The following is a 17,915-nucleotide window of genomic DNA, read 5'->3' on the forward strand; positions in this document are numbered from 1 at the left end:
GGGACCGACATGAACACGGCCGAAATGACCGCGAAGATTGCCGACGGACAGGGCTTCATCGCCGCGCTCGACCAGAGCGGCGGATCGACACCCAAGGCGCTGAAAGGGTACGGCGTCGAGGATGGTGCATGGGAAACCGACGAACAGATGTTCGGCCTGATCCATGACATGCGCGCCCGCATCATCACCTCCGACGCCTTCACCGGTGACAAGGTGATCGGCGCGATCCTGTTCGAACGCACGATGGACGGGCAGGCGGGCGGCAAGCCCGTACCGCAGGCGCTGGCGGACAAGGGTGTCGTACCCTTCCTCAAGATCGACAAGGGGCTGGAGGATGAGGCGAACGGCGTCCAGTTGATGAAGCCAATGCCCGAACTCGACACGCTGCTCGCCCGCGCTGCGACGCTCGGCATCTTCGGCACCAAGGAACGCTCGGTCGTCAATCTCGCCAACGAAGCCGGTATCGCCGCGATCGTCAGGCAGCAGTTCGAGGTGGCGCAGCAGGTCATCGCTCACGGCCTGATGCCGATCATCGAACCCGAAGTGAACATCAAGAGCCCCGAGCGCGCCGCCGCCGACGCGATTCTGCTCGCCGAACTGGTGAAGGCGCTCGATGCGCTGGACGGCGACGACAGGGTGATGCTGAAACTGTCGCTGCCCGAACAGGCCGGCCTGTTCCAGCCGCTGGTCGACCATCCCCGCGTGCTGCGTGTCGTGGCGCTGTCGGGCGGGTTCGCCCGCACCGAGGCTTGCGCCGAACTGGCGAAGAACCCCGGCATCATCGCCAGCTTCAGCCGCGCGCTCCTCTCCGACCTGCGCGCGCCGATGACCGACGCGGAGTTCGACGCGGCACTGGGCGAAGCGATCGACGAGATTCACTGCGCCTCGACCGAAAAGACGCTGGTCGCGGCGTGATCGCGATGCGGGCCGGGATCACCATGGCGGCGCTGCTGCTGGCGACGATCTCGGTCCGCCCGGCCGCCGCCTGTTCGATGATGCGTGGGTACAAGGTGCCGACCAACCTCGAACTGGCGGCAACGGCCGATACGATCGTCATCGCGCAAGTCGATGGCGAGCAGAAGGGCGAGGACGCCTTTGGCGGCGTGGTGCTGGCCACACCGGTGACGTTGCTCAAAGGGGCGGTGCTCCCGCCGAGAATAGAGATTGACGGTGCGCATCTGTCCGACAGCCCGGACATGGTTTTCCGCAACGATCCGCGCGAGTTGCGCCGCCCTAATCCCGGCGCACTGATCGGCGGATGCGTCCGCTATATCTTTCCGACCGATGCCCGGTTGCTGCTGTTCCTGAAGCGTGACGATGCGGGCAAGCTGGTGCCCTATCGGTCGTCGTTCTCGCGCGATGCGGAGGATGTCACTGGCCCGGACGCGCTCTGGGCGAAGGCGGTGCGCGAATATGTCGCCATCGCCGCCCTGCCCAAGCCGAAGCAGCGCAAGGCGATGGAGGCGCGGGTTGCAGCGCTGAATGCCACCGGCGATGTGGACGATGCGGCGATCGCCGCCGACCTGAAGGTCGAGCTGTCGCACCGACGCCTGCCGCCGTTCGACTGATTTCCCGCTTCCCTCCGCGCCGCCGCCGGGGCAGGGAAGCATGATGACCCAAGACGAAGATCCGCTCGGCGCGCTTTCCCCCGATTTCGCGCAACAGTTCGTCCGCGACGTGCGCCGTCCGCCGTGCCAGCTCTACCTCGTCTCGCCGCTCGACGTGACCGGCACCTTCCCCGATCGGCTGCGCAGCGCATTGGATGCCGGCCCGGTCGCCGCCTTCCAGTTCCGGGTGAAGGATGTCGACCAGCATGCCGCCGCGCGGCTCGCCGAACCGCTCCAGCGCATCTGCGCCGATCATGACGTCGCCTTTCTGGTCAACGACAGCATCAGCCTGACCAAGCGGCTCGGTGCGGACGGCGTCCATCTGGGGCAGGACGACGGCGATCCGCGCGAGGCCCGCGACGTGCTGGGGCCGAACGCGCAGATCGGCGTCACCGTCCACGACAGCCGCCACCTCGCGATGGAAGCGGGGGAGGCGGGGGCGGATTATGTCGCCTTCGGTGCCTTCTACCCGACCACCACGAAGGCGGTGCGCCATGTCGCCGAACCGGTCCTCCTGTCCTGGTGGTCGGCGGTGTTCGAACTGCCGTGCGTCGCGATCGGCGGCATCACCCCGGCCAATGCCCGCCCGCTGGTGACGGCGGGGGCCGATTTCCTCGCCGTGTCGGGTGCGGTGTGGAACGGTGACGAGGCTGCCGCGATCCGTGCTTTCGGCGAGGCGCTGGCGCGCTGACGAAACCGCGGCGGTCGTCGATCGTTATCCTGCCTCAACGAAAATGGTTTGGGGCAGCGTATGAAGCGATTGGCACTGGCGGCGATCCTCCTTGGCGGGGCAGCCGTGGCGCAGGCCCCTGCGCCCAAGCCCGCGTTCGATCCGAACGTCCTGCATGCCGAGGTGCTGCTCGACCGTCACGGCTTTCCCACCGGCGTGATCGAGGGGAAGGCCAACGCCGCCTTCGCCAAGGCGCTGCGCGGGTTTCAGACGGCGAAGGGCCTGCCCGTCACCGGCAAGCTCGACGCGCGCACCACCGCTGCGCTCAATCCGGCGATGCGCCCCGCCACGGTGACGCTGACCCTGTCCGAGCGCGCGCTGGCCGGCCCCTATACCAATCCGATTCCCAAGGAGTATGCCGACCAGGCGAAGCTGACGACGATCGGCTATCGCTCGCCGCTCGAAAAGCTGGCGGAAATGTTCCACACTACGCCCGAAACGCTGGTCGCGCTCAACAGCCGCGAAACGCCGCTGCGGCCGGGCACGCGGGTGGTATTCCCCAACGTCCTGCCCGCGTCGCGCAGCTATCCCGGCGACCTGTCCGACCAATTTCGCCAGACGCTGGCGACGCTGAACGTCGACGCCACCCAGCCACAGGCCGACCGGGTGGTGGTCGATAAGTCCGAAGGGTGGTTGCGTGCCTATGCCGGCGACCGCATCCTTGCCCAGTTCCCGGCGACGATGGGATCGGCGCACGATCCGCTGCCGATCGGCGAATGGACGATCAAGGGCGTCGCCGCCAATCCCGACTGGCAGTATAACCCGGCGATCCTGCGCACCGCCGACAAGTCGGACTCCAAGCAGATCGTGCCGCCGGGGCCGAACAATCCGGTCGGCGTCGTCTGGATCGATCTGTCGAAGGAGCATTACGGCATCCACGGCACCCCCGAACCGCAGAACATCGGCAAGACTGAGAGCAACGGCTGCATCCGCCTGACCAACTGGGACGCCGCCCGGCTGTCGCTGATGGTCAAGCCGGGCACCCCGGCAGTCTTCCAGCCATAAGGGTAGGGGAGGGGCGGTATGAACCGGATCGGCTGGGCCTTCCTCGGCTTCTTCGGCGTGGCCATCCTGCTGGCGGCGTTTCTGATCGACACCGACGACGAACGTCCGCCGGCGTTCGCCGCGCCCGCCGTCGTCGCCCCTGCCGCCCCTTTGCCCGCCGGCGTGCTCACCGTCCCGGTGGAGGGCGCGCCATGGCGGGCGATCCGCGATAGCTGGGGCGAAGCGCGCGGCGACGGTACGCGCGGCCATACCGGCACCGACATCATGGCGCCGAGCGGAACTCCGGTGCTGGCGGCGGCCGACGGCGTGGTGGAGAAGCGGTTCTTCAGCCCCGGCGGCGGCGGGATCACGCTGTACCTGCGCTCCCCCGACCGGCGGCTGTCCTATTATTACGCGCATCTGGCGGGGTATGCGGCGGGCATCGCGGAGGGCGCGCGTATCCGTGCCGGACAGGTGATCGGCTATGTCGGCGACAGCGGCAACGCCGGGCGTGGCAACACCCATCTGCACTTCGGGATCGAACGGATCGACCCTGCCCAGCCATGGTATCGCGGGCAGGCGATCGATCCCTATCCGCTGCTTGCCCGTGGCCGGCGCTCGGAGTAAGGGCGCGGCTTCGCTTTTTCCAACAGGTATGGTTCTCCATGAAGATCAGCGGCGTCGACATTCGCCCCGGCAACATCATCGAATATGAAGGCGGCATCTGGCGTGCGGTGAAGATCCAGCACACCCAGCCGGGCAAGGGTGGCGCCTATATGCAGGTCGAATTGAAGAACCTGCGCGATGGCCGCAAGAACAATGTCCGCTTCCGCTCCGCCGAAAGCGTCGAGCGTATCCGCCTCGATACCAAGGATTTCCAGTTCCTGTATCCCGAAGGCGACATGCTGGTGTTCATGGACAAGATCACCTACGATCAGGTGTCGCTGCCGCGCGACCTGCTGGGCGATGCCGCCGCGTTCCTGCAGGACGGCATGGATGTCGTCATGGAAATGTACGACGAGGAAGCGATCAGCGTCCAGTTGCCCGACACGATCGAGGCGACGATCGTCGAGGCCGATGCGGTGGTGAAGGGCCAGACGGCATCGTCGTCGTACAAGCCCGCCGTGCTCGACAACGGCGTGCGCGTGATGGTGCCGCCGCATATCTCGTCGGGCACGCGCATCGTGGTCGATGTGTACGAGCAGACATATGTGAGGCGGGCGGATTGAGCCGAGCGGACGGACGGAATAGCGAGCGCTATTCCGCCGCTCCGCCGGCTCGGCCGGCGCGCGTAGCGCGACCGACGACGCGGGCTTGGCCCGCGGCGCGACCAGTATTCCACGGGAAGTAAGATCATGTCCGCCCAATCCGGCCTCATCACCGTCATCGAACGCGCCGTCCGCAAGACCGGCCCGCGCCTGCGCCGCGATTTCGGCGAGGTCCAGCATCTCCAGGTCAGCCGCAAGGGGCCGGCGGACTTCGTCTCGATCGCCGACAAGCGCGCCGAGGAAACGCTGGTCGAGGAACTGCGCAAGGCCCGGCCCGACTGGGGCATGCTGCTGGAGGAAGGTGGCGAGATTCAGGGCGATCCCACCAAGCCGCGCTGGATCGTCGATCCGCTCGACGGCACCACCAACTTCCTCCACGGCCTGCCCCATTTCGCGATCTCGGTCGCGGTCGAGGAGCCGAACGGTGCGGGCGGCAAGCCCGAGATCACCTGCGCGATGGTCTATAACCCGATCACCGACGAGGGCTTCTGGGCGGAGAAGGGCCGGGGGGCATGGTTGCAGGGGCAGCGGTTGCGCGTCTCGTCGCGCCGCGACCTGTCCGAAGCGCTGATCGCCACCGGCATCCCGTTCCTCGGCCATGGCAATTTCGCCGAATGGACCCGCATCTTTGGCGCGGTCGCGCCCGAGGTCGCCGGCATCCGCCGCTTCGGTTCGGCGGCGCTCGATCTTGCCTATGTTGCCGCCGGTCGGTTCGACGGTTTCTGGGAGTCGGGTCTGAGCAAGTGGGACATCGCCGCCGGCATGCTGCTGGTGCGCGAGGCGGGTGGTTTCGTCACCGACTATCGCGGCGCTGACCGCGCCTATGAAAAGGGTGAGGTGCTGGCGAGCAACGAGCAGATGCAGACCCGCCTGCACAAGCTGGTCGCCGGCGCGCTGCGCTAACCGCTGGTTGTCGTCATCGTCGCCGACCGTCGCCCTGCGTTTGCGGGAGGACGGCGGCCGTGCTGGCGGCGGGTTGAACTGCGAATGATTCTCACCCTGTTCCGCCCTTGATGCCCCGCGCCCATCGGCCTAAAGCCGGGCGCAATCCTTACCGCAACCGCGAGAGACCCTGCCTTGGTCGACCTGTCGCAATATCTGCCGATCCTGATGTTCCTGGGCATAGCCCTGGTGCTGTCGACGGCGTTCGTCGTCCTGCCGATGGTGGCTTCGCGCTTCACCGGCTCGCACAAGCCCACGCCGGAAAAGCTCAGCGAATATGAATGCGGCTTCCCCGCGTTCGAGGATTCGCGCAGCCAGTATGACGTGCGCTTTTATCTGGTGGCGATCCTGTTCATCATCTTCGATCTCGAAGCGGCCTTCCTATATCCTTGGGCAGTCTCGGTTTTCGACCTCGGCTGGACCGCATGGTTCTCGATGATGATCTTCATCGGCGAACTGGCGCTGGGCCTTGTATATGCTTGGAAGATGGGAGCTCTCGAATGGGAGTAGAACTCACGACGCCGCCGCACGGCTTCGGCGCGGGCAATGCCGCTGGCGTGCCGGCGCAGGCCCCCGATCAGGGTTTCTTCAACGACCTGAACGGCGAACTCACCGACAAGGGCTTCCTCGTTACCTCGACCGAAGACCTGTTCACCTGGGCGCGGACCGGTTCGCTGTGGTGGATGACGTTCGGGCTGGCGTGCTGCGCGGTCGAGATGATCCACGTCAACATGCCGCGCTATGACATGGAGCGGTTCGGCGCCGCGCCGCGCGCGTCCCCGCGCCAGTCGGACGTTATGATCGTCGCTGGCACGCTGTGCAACAAGATGGCCCCGGCGCTGCGCCGCGTCTATGACCAGATGTCGGAGCCGAAATACGTCATCTCGATGGGAAGCTGCGCCAACGGTGGCGGCTATTACCACTATAGCTACAGTGTCGTGCGCGGATGCGACCGGGTGGTGCCGGTCGACATCTACGTCCCCGGCTGCCCGCCGACCGCCGAGGCGCTGCTGTACGGCGTCATGCAGTTGCAGCGGAAGATCCGCCGTTCGGGGAGCATCGAACGGTGAGGGCACCCGCACCCCGTTATGCCGCCAACGACGGCGTGATCGATACGGCGAAGGCGGTGCTCGGCGATCTGCTCGTCGAGGCACAGGACCTCGTCGGCGAAGTGTCGCTGACCGTCGACCGCGACCGCCTCGTCATGGCGATGGAATTGCTGCGCGAGACGCCGGGCCTCAAGTACGAGATGCTGGCCGAGATCGCCGGCGTCGACTACCCCGAGCGGCCTGAGCGGTTCGACGTCGTCTACCATTTGCTGTCGATGACGCGGAACCATCGCATCCGCATCCGGGTGACGACCGACGAGGATCATCCGGTGCCGTCGGTGACGGCAATCTGGTACAACGCCGGCTGGCTCGAGCGCGAAGTGTACGACATGTACGGCGTGCTCTTCACCGGCAATGCCGATCTGCGCCGCATCCTGACCGATTATGGCTTTCGCGGCCATCCGCTGCGCAAGGACTTCCCGCTGACCGGCTATGTCGAGATGCGCTATTCGGAAGAGGCCAAGCGCGTGGTCTATGAGCCGGTGCAACTGGCGCAGGATTTCCGCACGTTCGATTTCATGAGCCCGTGGGAAGGGGCGGAATACGTCCTGCCGGGCGACGAAAAGGCCGCCGCGCCCAAGCCCGCCGTCGGGCAGGCGCCCGGCGCGCAGTCGCCCGCGACCGCCGATCAGGTGAAGCGCGCCGACGAACGGGCCAAGGATGCGACGCCGCAAGTCGACAAGCCGAAAGTGACCGAAAGCGTGGCCGATACCGGTGCGGGCAAACCGCATCCCGGCAACCGGCCCGACAGCAAGCCCGTCGATCCCGACGTGCCGTCGCCCGATGCGGCGACTTCGTCGGCGGAGAACAAGTGATGGCTGATTACGATCACCAGATCGACGCCGCCAATCCGACCCCCGGCGATGTCGAGATCCAGAACTACACGATCAATTTCGGGCCGCAGCATCCTGCGGCGCACGGCGTGTTGCGGCTCGTCACCGAACTGGACGGCGAGATCATCGAACGGATCGATCCGCACGTCGGCCTGCTCCACCGCGGCACCGAAAAGCTGATCGAGTACAAGACGTACGCGCAGGCGCTGCCGTACATGGACCGGCTCGATTACTGCTCGCCGATGTGCATGGAACATAGCTATGTCCTCGCGGTCGAAAAGCTGCTCGACATCGAGGTGCCGCTGCGCGCCCAGTATCTGCGTGTGTTCTTCGCCGAATTGACCCGCATCATGAACCACATGCTGAACCTCGGTTCGCATGTCATGGACGTGGGCGCGATGACGCCGAACCTGTGGATGTTCGAGCTGCGCGAAGACACGATGAACTTCTACGAGCGGGCGTCGGGTGCGCGGATGCACGCGAATTTCCTGCGCGTGGGTGGCGTGCGGCAGGACGTGCCGCTCAAGCTGCTGACCGATATTGCCGAGTGGCTCGACACCCGTCTGCCGCGTCTGTTCGGCGATGCGATCAGCCTCGTCGCCGAGAACCGCATCTTCAAGCAGCGCAACGTCGACATCGCAATCGTCAGCCGCGAGGATGCGGTGCGCTGGGGCTTTTCCGGCCCGATGATCCGTGGTGCGGGCATCCCGTGGGATATTCGCAAGGCGCAGCCGTACGACGCCTATGACAAGGTCGACTTCGACGTGCCGGTCGGCACGCGCGGCGACTGTTACGACCGGTTCATGGTCCGCGTCGAGGAAGTGTATCAGTCGGCGCGCATCATGAAACAGTGTCTCGCGCAGATGCCCGAGGGACCGGTTGGCAGCCTCGATCGCAAGGTCGTCCCGCCCAAGCGCGGCGAGATGAAGCAGTCGATGGAAGCGCTGATCCATCACTTCAAGCTGTACACCGAGGGCTATCACGTTCCGGCGGGCGAGGTCTATGTCGCGACCGAAAGCCCCAAGGGCGAATTCGGCATCTACATGGTGTCGGACGGCAGCAACAAGCCGTACCGCGTGAAGATCCGCCCAACGGCGTTCAGCCACCTGCAGGCGATGGACTTCATGTCGAAGGGCCATATGCTTGCCGACATCACCGCCATTCTGGGTGCGATGGACATCGTGTTCGGGGAGTGCGACCGGTGAGCCGGATCGATACGGTAACGGCGATGATGGAGCGCTACAACGCGCGCGACGCGGCGGGATATGCCGCGTTCTTTGCCGACGATGGCTGCGAGGCATTGTATCGTGGTGACGTGGTGCGCGATGGTCGCGAGGGCGTCGAGAGCGGCATGGCGGCGGTGTTCGCCGAGTTTCCGCAGAACCATGCCGAAGTGTTGCAGTCGTTCGAACTGGGCGAGCGTGTCGTGCTGCACGAGCGGGTCCGCCGTTCGCCCGATGCCACCCCGTTCGACGTGATGACCGTCTATTCGTTCAGCGGCGACAAGGTCGACCGCGTGGAGTTTATTCGCTGATGGCCGACGCCCCCACCATTCCCGATGAGGCCGAAGTCCGCGCCCGCTGGAGTTCGTTCGCCTGGAACCCGGCGAACGCCGAAAAGGCGCGGGAGATCGTCGGTCGCTATCCCGCCGGTCGCCAGCAGTCCTGCACCATTCCGTTCCTCGACCTCGCCCAGCGGCAAGTCGGCGCGGAGACGCAGACGCAAGGGTGGCTGCCGGTTCCGGTGATCGAATATATCGCCCGCGAACTGGGCATGCCCTACATGCGCGTCTACGAGGTCGCGACCTTCTACACGATGTTCAACCTCGCGCCGGTCGGTCGTTATCACGTTCAGGTATGCGGAACGACGCCGTGCATGCTGCGCGGGTCGGACGACGTGTTCGCCGCGTGCAAGAACCGTGGACTGGTCAAGGGCAAGACGACGCCCGATGGCCTGTTCACGCTGACCGAGGTCGAGTGCATGGGCAATTGCGCTTCCGCGCCGATGGTCCAGATCAACGACGATAATTACGAAGACCTCGATTACGATCGCACCACCGCGATCATCGAGGCGCTGGCGAAGGGCGAGACGCCGAAGCCCGGCACGCAGGAGCCCGGCCGCCACACCGTCGAGCCGGTCGGCGAGCCGACCAACCTTGCCGCGATGATGGCCGGAAACCATGATTACCGGCCCGAATGGGGCAATGGCCAAGGGCCTGTGGCATGAAGGCGCTGGGCAGCCTGTTGCTGGCGATCCTTGTCGGGATCGTCGTGTTGTGGATCGCGCTCGAACTGTTCGTCGGCGCGCTCAAGCTGCTCGGCATCGCGATCGGCATCGGCGCGATGGTTGCCATGTATTTCATCGCCGAGAAGGCGATCGGGAAGGGACGATAAGGATGCTGGCCGACAAGGATCGCATCTTCACCAACGTCTACGGGTTCCAGCCATGGAACCTCGACGCCGCGCAGAAGCGGGGTGACTGGGACAATACGAAGGCGCTGCTGGCGCTGGGGCAGGACAACATCATCGACCGCATCAAGGCGTCTGGCCTGCGCGGACGCGGTGGAGCAGGCTTCCCGACCGGCACCAAATGGTCGTTCATGCCCAAGGCGCCCAAGCCCGACCGGCCGAACTTCCTCGTCATCAACGCAGATGAATCCGAACCCGGTTCGTGCAAGGACCGCGAGATCATCCGCCACGATCCGCACAAGCTGATCGAAGGCGCGCTGGTCGCCGGTTTCGCGATGCGTGCGCGGGCGGCGTACATTTACATTCGCGGCGAATATATCCGCGAGGCCGAGGTGCTGTTCGCGGCGATCGCCGAGGCCTATGCCAAGGGCTTGCTCGGCAAGAATGCCTGCGGGTCGGGCTATGACTTCGACGTGTTCGCCCACCGCGGTGCCGGCGCGTACATCTGCGGTGAAGAAACCGCGATGCTCGAATCGCTCGAAGGCAAGAAGGGCCAGCCCCGGCTCAAGCCGCCGTTCCCGGCGGGCGCGGGCCTGTATGGCTGCCCGACGACGGTCAACAACGTCGAATCGATCGCGGTCGTGCCGACGATCCTGCGGCGCGGCGCGGAGTGGTTCTCGAGCTTCGGCGCGGAGAATAATCGCGGCACCAAGCTGTTCCAGATCAGCGGCCATGTGAACCGTCCGTGCGTGGTCGAGGAAGCGATGAGCATCCCGTTCCGCGAGCTGATCGAGAAGCATTGCGGCGGCATCCGGGGTGGCTGGGATAATCTGCTGTGCGTCATCCCCGGCGGATCGTCGGTGCCGCTGGTGAAGGCCGAGCACATCATCGATGCGCCGATGGACTTCGACGGGCTGAAGGCGGTCGGATCGGGACTCGGCACGGCGGCGATCATCGTCATGGACAAGTCGACCGACGTCGTGCGCGCGATCAGCCGGCTCTCGTACTTCTACAAGCACGAGAGCTGCGGCCAGTGCACGCCGTGCCGCGAAGGCACAGGCTGGATGTGGCGGGTGATGGAGCGGCTGCGCACCGGCGATGCCGACCTGTCCGAGATCGACACGCTGCACCAGGTGACGAAGCAGGTCGAGGGCCACACCATCTGCGCGCTCGGCGACGCGGCGGCGTGGCCGATCCAGGGCCTCATCAAGAACTTCCGCCCCGAACTGGAGCGGCGGATCAACGAGAAGCGCGGCGGTGGTTCGCTGCCGATGCAGGAAGCGGCGGAATAATGCCTAAGGTCAAGGTAGACGGGGTCGAGGTCGAGGTGCCGCAGGGTGCCACCGTCCTCCAGGCATGCGAAGCGGCGGGCAAGGAAATCCCGCGCTTCTGCTATCACGAACGGCTGTCGATCGCCGGTAATTGCCGGATGTGTCTGGTCGAGGTGAAGCCGGGGCCGCCCAAGCCACAAGCATCGTGCGCGCTGCCCGCGGCCGACAATCAGGAAATCCGCACCGACAGCGCGATGGTGAAGGCCGCGCGCGAAGGCGTGATGGAATTCCTGCTCATCAACCATCCGCTCGACTGCCCGATCTGCGACCAGGGCGGCGAATGCGATCTGCAGGACCAGTCGGTTGCCTATGGCCGTGGCCATTCGCGCTATGACGAGAACAAGCGCGCCGTCACCGAAAAGTACATGGGTCCGATCGTCAAGACGGTCATGACCCGCTGTATCCAATGCACCCGCTGCATCCGCTTTGCCGAAGAGGTCGCGGGCGTCGAGGAGATCGGCGCGATCTATCGCGGCGAGAACATGCAGATCACCAGCTATCTCGAACAGGCGGTGACGAGCGAATTGTCGGGCAACGTCGTCGATCTGTGTCCGGTCGGTGCGCTGACGTCGAAGCCCTATGCGTTCGAGGCACGGCCGTGGGAGCTGAAAAAGACGCTCGCGATCGACGTGATGGATGCGGTCGGCACCAATATCCGCCTCGACGCGCGCGGGCGGCAGGTGCTGCGCTGCGTACCGCGCATCAACGAGGACGTGAACGAGGAGTGGGCGCACGACAAGACGCGCCACGCCGTAGACGGGCTCGTGCGTCGTCGTCTCGACAAGCCCTATGTCCGCAAGGGCGGCAAGCTGGTCGCGGCGGAGTGGGACGAGGCGTTCGCGGCGATTGCGGCGGTCAACGCCGGGTCGTCGGTCGCGGCGATTGCGGGCGACCTGCTCGACTGCGAAACGATGTTTGCTGCCAAGGCGCTGGTAAACGCGCTGGGATCGTCGCTGCTCGAGGGGCGGCAGACGGGTATGGCGTATGACGTCACCAACCTCGGCGCGGTCGCGTTCAACACGACGATCGCCGGGGTCGAGGACGCCGACGCGATCCTGCTCATCGGCAGCGACCTGCGCCACGAGGCGCCGCTCATCAACACCCGCGTCCGCAAGGCGATCAAGAAGGGCGCGCGCGTCTTCTCGATCGGGCCGGAAGTCGATCTGACCTACAAGGCCGAATGGCTTGGCGACGATCTCGGCCTGCTGAACGGTCTGCCCGATCGTGCCGCCGAGGCGCTCGATGCTGCCAAGCGCCCGATGGTCATCGTCGGGCCGGGCGCGCTGAAGAAGGGCCATGGTGCCGCGCTCAAGCTGGCGCAGGACGGCAATCTCGTCCGCACGCTGGAGGACGGCACGTCGTGGAACGGCTTCAACGTCGTTCATCTGGCCGCCGCACGCATGGGCGCGCTGATGCTCGGCTATGCGCAGGCGGGGGGTATCGCCGATATTGTCGCGGCGAACCCGAAACTCGTGTTTTTTCTTGGCGCGGACGAAGTCGACTTCGCCCAGTTCGCGAACAGCACCAAGGTCTATATCGGTCATCATGGCGACAAGGGCGCGGCGGCGGCCGACATCGTCCTGCCGGGGGCCAGCTATGCCGAGAAGCCCGGCACCTATGTCAACATGGAGGGCCGGGTGCAGCGCGGCGACCGCGCGGTCTTTGCACCGGGTGATGCGCGCGACGACTGGACCATCCTGCGGGCGCTTGGCGAATTCCTCGGCGTGACGTTGCCGTTCGACGATTTCGCCGGATTGCGTGCGGCGATGGCGGCGGCGGTTCCCGACCTCGGCCGTGAAGCTTTGGTTCGGTATGACTGGAACCCGCCGGCACTCGACGCTAAGGCGTCGGGCACGGTGACCTATCCGGTCGCCGACTTCTATCTGACCAACGCCATCTGCCGGGCCAGCCCGACGATGCAGCGTTGTTCGGCCGAACTTGTCCATGGCCAGGATTTCGCGGAGGCCGCCGAGTGAGCTTCTTTTCCAGCCCGACGACCGCGATGGTCGGTTGGGGTATGAACCCGAGCGTGGCGTGGACTCTCGCCACGCTGATCGGCATCCTCATCATCGCGCTGCCGCTGATGCTGGCGGTGGCGATGATAATCTACGCCGATCGCAAGATCTGGGCGGCGATGGCGCTGCGCCGCGGACCGAACGTGGTCGGGCCGTTCGGCCTGCTCCAGTCGTTCGCCGACGGGTTGAAGGTGTTCCTACAGGAAACGATCATCCCGTCGTCTGCCAATCGCGGGCTGTTCCTGTTGGCGCCGATCATCACCTTCACCGTCGCGCTGATTGTCTGGGCGGTGATCCCGTTCGACGTCGGCATGGTCGTGGCGGACATCAACGTCGGGCTGCTCTATATCCTCGCGGCATCGTCGCTCGGAGTATATGGCGTCATCATTTCGGGCTGGGCGTCGAACTCGAAATATCCCTTCTACTCGGCGCTGCGTGCCGCCGCGCAGATGGTGAGTTACGAAGTCGCGATCGGGTTCGTCCTCATCGCCGTCGTGCTGTGGGCCGGGTCATTCAACCTGACGACGATCGTCCTCGAACAGCGCGGGCATATCTTCGGCTTCATCAATGGTTTCGGCTTCAATCCGCTGCTGTTCCCGATGGCGGTGGTGTTCCTGATCTCGTCGCTCGCCGAAACCGCGCGTGCGCCGTTCGATCTGACCGAAGCGGAGTCGGAACTGGTCGCCGGCTATCAGACCGAATATTCGTCGATGGCCTTCGCGCTGTTCTGGCTTGGTGAATATGCCAACGTTATCCTGATGTGCGCGCTCAACGCGCTGCTGTTCTGGGGTGGCTGGTTGCCGCCGGTCGACTGGGCACCGCTTTATTATGTCCCCGGTATTATCTGGTTCCTCGGCAAGACGTTCTTCTTCTTCTTCGTCTTTAGCTGGATCAAGGCGACGGTGCCGCGTTACCGTTATGACCAGTTGATGCGGCTGGGCTGGAAGGTGTTCCTGCCGATGTCGCTGATCTTCGTCTTCCTCGTCTCGGGCTGGCTGATGATCCAGCGCGTGGGAGTGCCCGCATGAGTATCGCCCAGACCATCCGATCGTTCACCCTGTGGGAGTTCGTGAAGGCGCACGCGCTGACGCTGCGGTATTTTTTCAAGCCCAAGGCGACGATCAACTACCCGTACGAGAAGAATCCGATCAGCCCGCGCTTCCGCGGTGAACATGCGTTGCGCCGCTATCCCAACGGGGAAGAACGCTGCATCGCGTGCAAGCTGTGCGAGGCAGTGTGTCCGGCGCTGGCGATCACGATCGAGGCCGAGCCGCGTCAGGACGGCAGCCGTCGCACGACGCGCTACGACATCGACATGACGAAGTGCATCTATTGCGGGCTGTGCCAGGAAGCATGCCCGGTCGATGCGATCGTCGAGGGGCCGAATTTCGAATTCGCGACCGAAACGCGCGAGGAGCTGATCTATCACAAGGACAAGTTGCTCGCGAACGGCGACCGCTGGGAACGCGCCATCGCCGCGAACCTTGCGAGCGACGCGCCCTATCGGTAAGGGCGCCGGTGTTCCGTAACGGTGGGGACCGGGTGTTCCACTCCGCCGATCTAATGACAAGCGTATCGTCCCGCAGCCAGCGGGGCGAACAGGGGGAAGAGCAGCGCTCGTGATCCAGACACTCGCCTTCTATCTGTTCGCCACGATCGTGGTGGCATCGGCTGCGTTGACGATCACGTCGCGCAACCCGGTCCATTCGGTGCTGTGGCTGATCCTCGCCTTCTTCAATGCCGCCGGGCTGATGGTGCTGGCCGGTGCCGAGTTCATCGCGATGCTGCTCGTCATCGTCTATGTCGGTGCGGTCGCGGTGCTGTTCCTGTTCGTCGTCATGATGCTGAACATCGACTTCACCGAGATGCGCGCCGGTTTCGTCCGTTACCTGCCGGCCGGCCTCGCGCTCGCGGTGCTGCTCGCGGTCGAGCTCATCATCGGCGCGTACGCATGGACCGCCGGACGGATCGATCTGGCGCGGCGGGTCGCGCCGGTCGATGTCGCGGTGCCGAATATCGAGGCGATCGGGCGGCTGCTCTATACCCGCTATCTCTATGTGTTCGAGGGCGTCGGCCTCGTCCTGCTGGTCGCGATGATCGGGGCGATCGTGCTGACCCAGCGCGTGCGGGTCGACTCACGGCGGCAGAACATCCATCGCCAGGTCAGCCGCCGGTCCAAGGATGCCACGCGCAACGTCAATCAGCCCATCGGGCAGGGGGTCGAGCTGTGATCGGGATCACCCATTATCTGGTCGTCGCGGCGATCCTGTTCACGCTGGGCGTGCTCGGCATCTTCCTCAACCGGAAGAACCTGATCGTCATCCTGATGTCGATCGAGCTGATCCTGCTGGCGGTGAACATCAATTTCGTCGCCTTCTCGGCGCAGCTTGGCGATCTGGTCGGTCAGATTTTCGCGATGTTCGTGCTGGCGGTCGCCGCCGGCGAGAGCGCGATCGGGCTGGCCATCATGGTCATCTATTTCCGTGGTCGCGGTTCCATCGCGGTCGACGACGTCAACCGGATGAAGGGGTGATGCCGGTGATTGGGATTTCGGAGGCGTTCGCATGAGCGCCATCCATATCGTCGTGTTCCTGCCGCTGCTGGCGTCGGTCGTCGCGGGGCTGTCGAACCGGGCGTTCGGCATCGCGTTCCCGAAGATCGTGACGACGGCGGGACTGCTAGTCGCCGCCGCGCTGTCGTGGAGCATCTTCGTGCCGTTCCTCGCCGGAACCGCGACCGCTGGCGTCGCGCCGGTATCGACGTGGATCGTGTCGGGCGGGATGGACATCGCATGGGAGCTGCGGGTCGATGCGCTGACCGCGGTCATGCTGGTCGTCATCACCAGCGTCTCGGCGCTCGTTCACCTCTATAGCTGGGGCTATATGAGCGAGGACCCCGATCAGCCGCGGTTCTTCGCCTATCTGTCGCTGTTCACCTTCGCCATGCTGATGCTGGTGACGGCCAACAACCTCGTCCAGATGTTCTTCGGCTGGGAAGGCGTCGGTCTGGCGTCGTACCTGCTGATCGGTTTCTGGTTCCGCAAGCCATCGGCCAATGCCGCCGCGATCAAGGCGTTCGTCGTCAACCGCGTCGGTGATCTGGGCTTTATGCTCGGCATCTTCGGAACCTATCTGGTGTTCGGGACGATCTCGATCCCCGCGATCCTCGAAGCTGCGCCGTCGATGGCCGGTTCGACGATCGGCTTCCTGTGGTTCCGCGCCGACACGATGACGGTGTTGTGTCTGCTGCTGTTCATCGGCGCGATGGGCAAGTCGGCGCAGCTCGGCCTCCACACGTGGTTGCCGGACGCGATGGAAGGCCCGACCCCGGTGTCGGCGCTGATCCACGCCGCGACGATGGTGACGGCGGGCGTGTTCATGGTGTGCCGCCTCTCGCCAATGTTCGAAGTGTCGCCGACCGCGCTGTCGGTCGTGACCGCCGTCGGTGCCGCGACCTGCCTGTTCGCCGCCACGATCGGCCTCGTGCAGACCGATATCAAGCGGGTCATCGCCTATTCGACCTGTTCGCAGCTTGGCTATATGTTCTTCGCGGCGGGCGTCGGTGCCTATGGCGCGGCGATGTTCCACCTGTTCACCCACGCCTTCTTCAAGGCGTTGCTGTTCCTGGGGGCCGGCTCGGTCATCCATGCGATGCACCACGAACAGGACATGCGCTATTACGGTGGCCTGCGGAAGCATATCCCGCTCACCTTCTGGGCGATGATGGCGGGTACGCTGGCGATCACCGGTGTCGGTATTTACGGCATTGGCGGCTTCGCGGGCTATCACTCGAAGGATGCGATCCTCGAAGCGGCATGGGCGTCGGGTCCGAACGGCTATGGCGCCTTCTATGTCGGTACGTTCGCCGCGCTGCTGACCAGCTTCTATTCGTGGCGGCTGATGTTCCTGACCTTCTTCGGCAAACCACGATGGGCCGGGTCGGAGCATATCCAGCATGCGGTGCATGACGCGCATGGCCACCACGGTCATGACGACCACGCTCATCATGGTCACGATCAGGAAGCGCATCCGGCGGCGGAAGATGCCGGCCATGCGCCGTCGACGCACGACGCGCATGCTACCGACGTTGTCGAAGGCACGGCGGGCTATCATCCGCACGAAAGCCCGTTGCCGATGCTGATCCCGTTGATCGTGCTGACGGTTGGTGCGGTCGCTGCGGGTTATGTCTTCCATCACTGGTTCATCGAGCCGGAGGCGGGCGAGACGTTCTGGAAGGGCAGCCTGTTCTTCAATGAGCATCTGATGCACGCGATGCACGAGGTGCCGTTGATGGTGAAGCTGGCCGCAACGATCGTGATGCTGATCGGGTTCGTGAGCGCGTTCTACGTCTATATCGCCCGGCCGGGCACGGCGGCGGCAATCGCGGAGACATTCCGCGTGCTGCACCGCTTCCTGCTCAAGAAGTGGTATTTCGACGAGCTGTATCATCTGCTCTTCATCCGGCCCTCCTTCGCGCTGGGACGTTTCTTCTGGAAGCGCGGCGACGAGCAGACGATCAACCGCTTCGGCCCCGACGGGTCGGCGGCGCTGGTCGGCCTGTCGAGCCGCTTGGCGGTGCGGATGCAGACCGGTTATCTTTATACCTATGCTTTCGTCATGCTCATCGGCCTGACGGCGGCTGTTACCTGGGTGATCGCGTCGTGATGCGCGGTTCGAAGCAAATGGTTC

At 64.9% G+C, this 17,915-nt stretch carries 21 protein-coding genes; all 21 read left to right on the top strand.

From position 1 onward, the window contains the following. The first annotated feature begins 9 nt into the window (after positions 1-9). The 21 genes from LRA89_RS04330 (at position 10) to nuoL (ending at position 17,891) form a co-directional block, all read left to right on the top strand. Positions 10-915 carry a fructose bisphosphate aldolase gene (locus LRA89_RS04330; protein WP_056494397.1) on the top strand — a complete coding sequence of 302 codons (906 nt, stop codon included), beginning with the start codon at positions 10-12 and terminating at the stop codon, positions 913-915. Continuing rightward, on the top strand, positions 912-1,568 hold the full coding sequence (locus LRA89_RS04335) for a hypothetical protein (RefSeq protein ID WP_230769147.1): 657 nt from the start codon (positions 912-914) through the stop codon (positions 1,566-1,568). Before LRA89_RS04330 ends, LRA89_RS04335 begins: the two co-directional genes overlap by 4 nt. A gap of 43 nt (positions 1,569-1,611) precedes the next feature. Next, positions 1,612-2,298, top strand: a complete 687-nt coding sequence (thiE, locus tag LRA89_RS04340) for a thiamine phosphate synthase (protein WP_055757239.1) — start codon at positions 1,612-1,614, stop codon at positions 2,296-2,298. A gap of 60 nt (positions 2,299-2,358) precedes the next feature. After that, positions 2,359-3,342 (top strand): L,D-transpeptidase family protein, encoded by a 984-nt coding sequence (locus tag LRA89_RS04345; protein ID WP_230769148.1) that lies wholly within the window; start codon positions 2,359-2,361, stop codon positions 3,340-3,342. 18 nt (positions 3,343-3,360) lie between these two features. Then, positions 3,361-3,948, top strand: a complete 588-nt coding sequence (locus LRA89_RS04350; protein WP_230769149.1) for a M23 family metallopeptidase — start codon at positions 3,361-3,363, stop codon at positions 3,946-3,948. Positions 3,949-3,986: 38 nt separating this feature from the next. Beyond that, entirely contained in the window at positions 3,987-4,550 is a 564-nt protein-coding gene (gene efp, locus LRA89_RS04355) for an elongation factor P (protein WP_055755920.1), read from the top strand. 126 nt (positions 4,551-4,676) lie between these two features. Further along, the gene (locus LRA89_RS04360) at positions 4,677-5,492 is read left to right on the top strand and encodes an inositol monophosphatase family protein (RefSeq protein WP_056494410.1); all 816 of its coding nucleotides are present in this window, start codon (positions 4,677-4,679) and stop codon (positions 5,490-5,492) included. Between the two features lie 174 nt (positions 5,493-5,666). After that, positions 5,667-6,041, top strand: coding sequence for an NADH-quinone oxidoreductase subunit A (locus LRA89_RS04365; protein ID WP_055755923.1), 375 nt, complete (start codon positions 5,667-5,669; stop codon positions 6,039-6,041). Then, entirely contained in the window at positions 6,032-6,601 is a 570-nt protein-coding gene (locus tag LRA89_RS04370; protein WP_055755925.1) for a NuoB/complex I 20 kDa subunit family protein, read from the top strand. The genes LRA89_RS04365 and LRA89_RS04370 overlap by 10 nt, the downstream gene beginning before the upstream one ends. Further along, entirely contained in the window at positions 6,598-7,455 is an 858-nt protein-coding gene (locus LRA89_RS04375; protein ID WP_230769150.1) for an NADH-quinone oxidoreductase subunit C, read from the top strand. Before LRA89_RS04370 ends, LRA89_RS04375 begins: the two co-directional genes overlap by 4 nt. Continuing rightward, positions 7,455-8,678 (top strand): NADH-quinone oxidoreductase subunit D, encoded by a 1,224-nt coding sequence (locus LRA89_RS04380; RefSeq protein ID WP_230769151.1) that lies wholly within the window; start codon positions 7,455-7,457, stop codon positions 8,676-8,678. The genes LRA89_RS04375 and LRA89_RS04380 overlap by 1 nt, the downstream gene beginning before the upstream one ends. A 23-nt stretch (positions 8,679-8,701) precedes the next feature. Next, positions 8,702-9,007, top strand: a complete 306-nt coding sequence (locus LRA89_RS04385; protein ID WP_056495244.1) for a nuclear transport factor 2 family protein — start codon at positions 8,702-8,704, stop codon at positions 9,005-9,007. Further along, entirely contained in the window at positions 9,007-9,699 is a 693-nt protein-coding gene (locus LRA89_RS04390; protein ID WP_056494418.1) for a complex I 24 kDa subunit family protein, read from the top strand. The genes LRA89_RS04385 and LRA89_RS04390 overlap by 1 nt, the downstream gene beginning before the upstream one ends. Further along, complete coding sequence (locus LRA89_RS04395; RefSeq protein ID WP_230769152.1) at positions 9,696-9,866, top strand: hypothetical protein; 171 nt, start codon at positions 9,696-9,698, stop codon at positions 9,864-9,866. Before LRA89_RS04390 ends, LRA89_RS04395 begins: the two co-directional genes overlap by 4 nt. Before the next feature lie 2 nt (positions 9,867-9,868). After that, on the top strand, positions 9,869-11,173 hold the full coding sequence (nuoF, locus tag LRA89_RS04400) for an NADH-quinone oxidoreductase subunit NuoF (protein ID WP_230769153.1): 1,305 nt from the start codon (positions 9,869-9,871) through the stop codon (positions 11,171-11,173). Beyond that, entirely contained in the window at positions 11,173-13,188 is a 2,016-nt protein-coding gene (nuoG, locus tag LRA89_RS04405) for an NADH-quinone oxidoreductase subunit NuoG (RefSeq protein WP_230769154.1), read from the top strand. Before nuoF ends, nuoG begins: the two co-directional genes overlap by 1 nt. Positions 13,189-13,214: 26 nt before the next feature. Continuing rightward, the gene (gene nuoH, locus LRA89_RS04410; RefSeq protein ID WP_230769230.1) at positions 13,215-14,255 is read left to right on the top strand and encodes an NADH-quinone oxidoreductase subunit NuoH; all 1,041 of its coding nucleotides are present in this window, start codon (positions 13,215-13,217) and stop codon (positions 14,253-14,255) included. Next, the gene (gene nuoI / locus LRA89_RS04415) at positions 14,252-14,737 is read left to right on the top strand and encodes an NADH-quinone oxidoreductase subunit NuoI (RefSeq protein WP_055755937.1); all 486 of its coding nucleotides are present in this window, start codon (positions 14,252-14,254) and stop codon (positions 14,735-14,737) included. The genes nuoH and nuoI overlap by 4 nt, the downstream gene beginning before the upstream one ends. A 109-nt stretch (positions 14,738-14,846) precedes the next feature. Next, the gene (locus tag LRA89_RS04420) at positions 14,847-15,458 is read left to right on the top strand and encodes an NADH-quinone oxidoreductase subunit J (protein WP_055755939.1); all 612 of its coding nucleotides are present in this window, start codon (positions 14,847-14,849) and stop codon (positions 15,456-15,458) included. Then, the gene (gene nuoK / locus LRA89_RS04425; RefSeq protein WP_056494427.1) at positions 15,455-15,760 is read left to right on the top strand and encodes an NADH-quinone oxidoreductase subunit NuoK; all 306 of its coding nucleotides are present in this window, start codon (positions 15,455-15,457) and stop codon (positions 15,758-15,760) included. The genes LRA89_RS04420 and nuoK overlap by 4 nt, the downstream gene beginning before the upstream one ends. A 31-nt stretch (positions 15,761-15,791) precedes the next feature. Then, a complete protein-coding gene (gene nuoL / locus LRA89_RS04430) occupies positions 15,792-17,891 on the top strand; it encodes an NADH-quinone oxidoreductase subunit L (protein ID WP_230769155.1) in 2,100 nt (699 codons plus the stop codon). Positions 17,892-17,915 lie beyond the last annotated feature (24 nt).

Source organism: Sphingomonas sp. Leaf4 (genome assembly GCF_920939515.1).
Taxonomy (GTDB): Bacteria; Pseudomonadota; Alphaproteobacteria; order Sphingomonadales; family Sphingomonadaceae; genus Sphingomonas.

What these genes read in the sequence shown, in the direction of transcription:
- LRA89_RS04390 (WP_056494418.1), top strand. Translation starts at nt 9,007, where the DNA reads ATGGCCGACGCCCCCACCATTCCCGATGAGGCCGAAGTCCGCGCCCGC.
- LRA89_RS04350 (WP_230769149.1), top strand. Translation starts at nt 3,361, where the DNA reads ATGAACCGGATCGGCTGGGCCTTCCTCGGCTTCTTCGGCGTGGCCATC.
- LRA89_RS04380 (WP_230769151.1), top strand. Translation starts at nt 7,455, where the DNA reads ATGGCTGATTACGATCACCAGATCGACGCCGCCAATCCGACCCCCGGC.
- nuoH (WP_230769230.1), top strand. Translation starts at nt 13,215, where the DNA reads ATGGTCGGTTGGGGTATGAACCCGAGCGTGGCGTGGACTCTCGCCACG.
- thiE (WP_055757239.1), top strand. Translation starts at nt 1,612, where the DNA reads ATGACCCAAGACGAAGATCCGCTCGGCGCGCTTTCCCCCGATTTCGCG.
- nuoI (WP_055755937.1), top strand. Translation starts at nt 14,252, where the DNA reads ATGAGTATCGCCCAGACCATCCGATCGTTCACCCTGTGGGAGTTCGTG.
- nuoF (WP_230769153.1), top strand. Translation starts at nt 9,869, where the DNA reads ATGCTGGCCGACAAGGATCGCATCTTCACCAACGTCTACGGGTTCCAG.
- LRA89_RS04395 (WP_230769152.1), top strand. Translation starts at nt 9,696, where the DNA reads ATGAAGGCGCTGGGCAGCCTGTTGCTGGCGATCCTTGTCGGGATCGTC.
- nuoL (WP_230769155.1), top strand. Translation starts at nt 15,792, where the DNA reads ATGAGCGCCATCCATATCGTCGTGTTCCTGCCGCTGCTGGCGTCGGTC.
- nuoG (WP_230769154.1), top strand. Translation starts at nt 11,173, where the DNA reads ATGCCTAAGGTCAAGGTAGACGGGGTCGAGGTCGAGGTGCCGCAGGGT.
- LRA89_RS04360 (WP_056494410.1), top strand. Translation starts at nt 4,677, where the DNA reads ATGTCCGCCCAATCCGGCCTCATCACCGTCATCGAACGCGCCGTCCGC.
- LRA89_RS04330 (WP_056494397.1), top strand. Translation starts at nt 10, where the DNA reads ATGAACACGGCCGAAATGACCGCGAAGATTGCCGACGGACAGGGCTTC.
- efp (WP_055755920.1), top strand. Translation starts at nt 3,987, where the DNA reads ATGAAGATCAGCGGCGTCGACATTCGCCCCGGCAACATCATCGAATAT.
- LRA89_RS04385 (WP_056495244.1), top strand. Translation starts at nt 8,702, where the DNA reads ATGATGGAGCGCTACAACGCGCGCGACGCGGCGGGATATGCCGCGTTC.
- LRA89_RS04370 (WP_055755925.1), top strand. Translation starts at nt 6,032, where the DNA reads ATGGGAGTAGAACTCACGACGCCGCCGCACGGCTTCGGCGCGGGCAAT.
- LRA89_RS04345 (WP_230769148.1), top strand. Translation starts at nt 2,359, where the DNA reads ATGAAGCGATTGGCACTGGCGGCGATCCTCCTTGGCGGGGCAGCCGTG.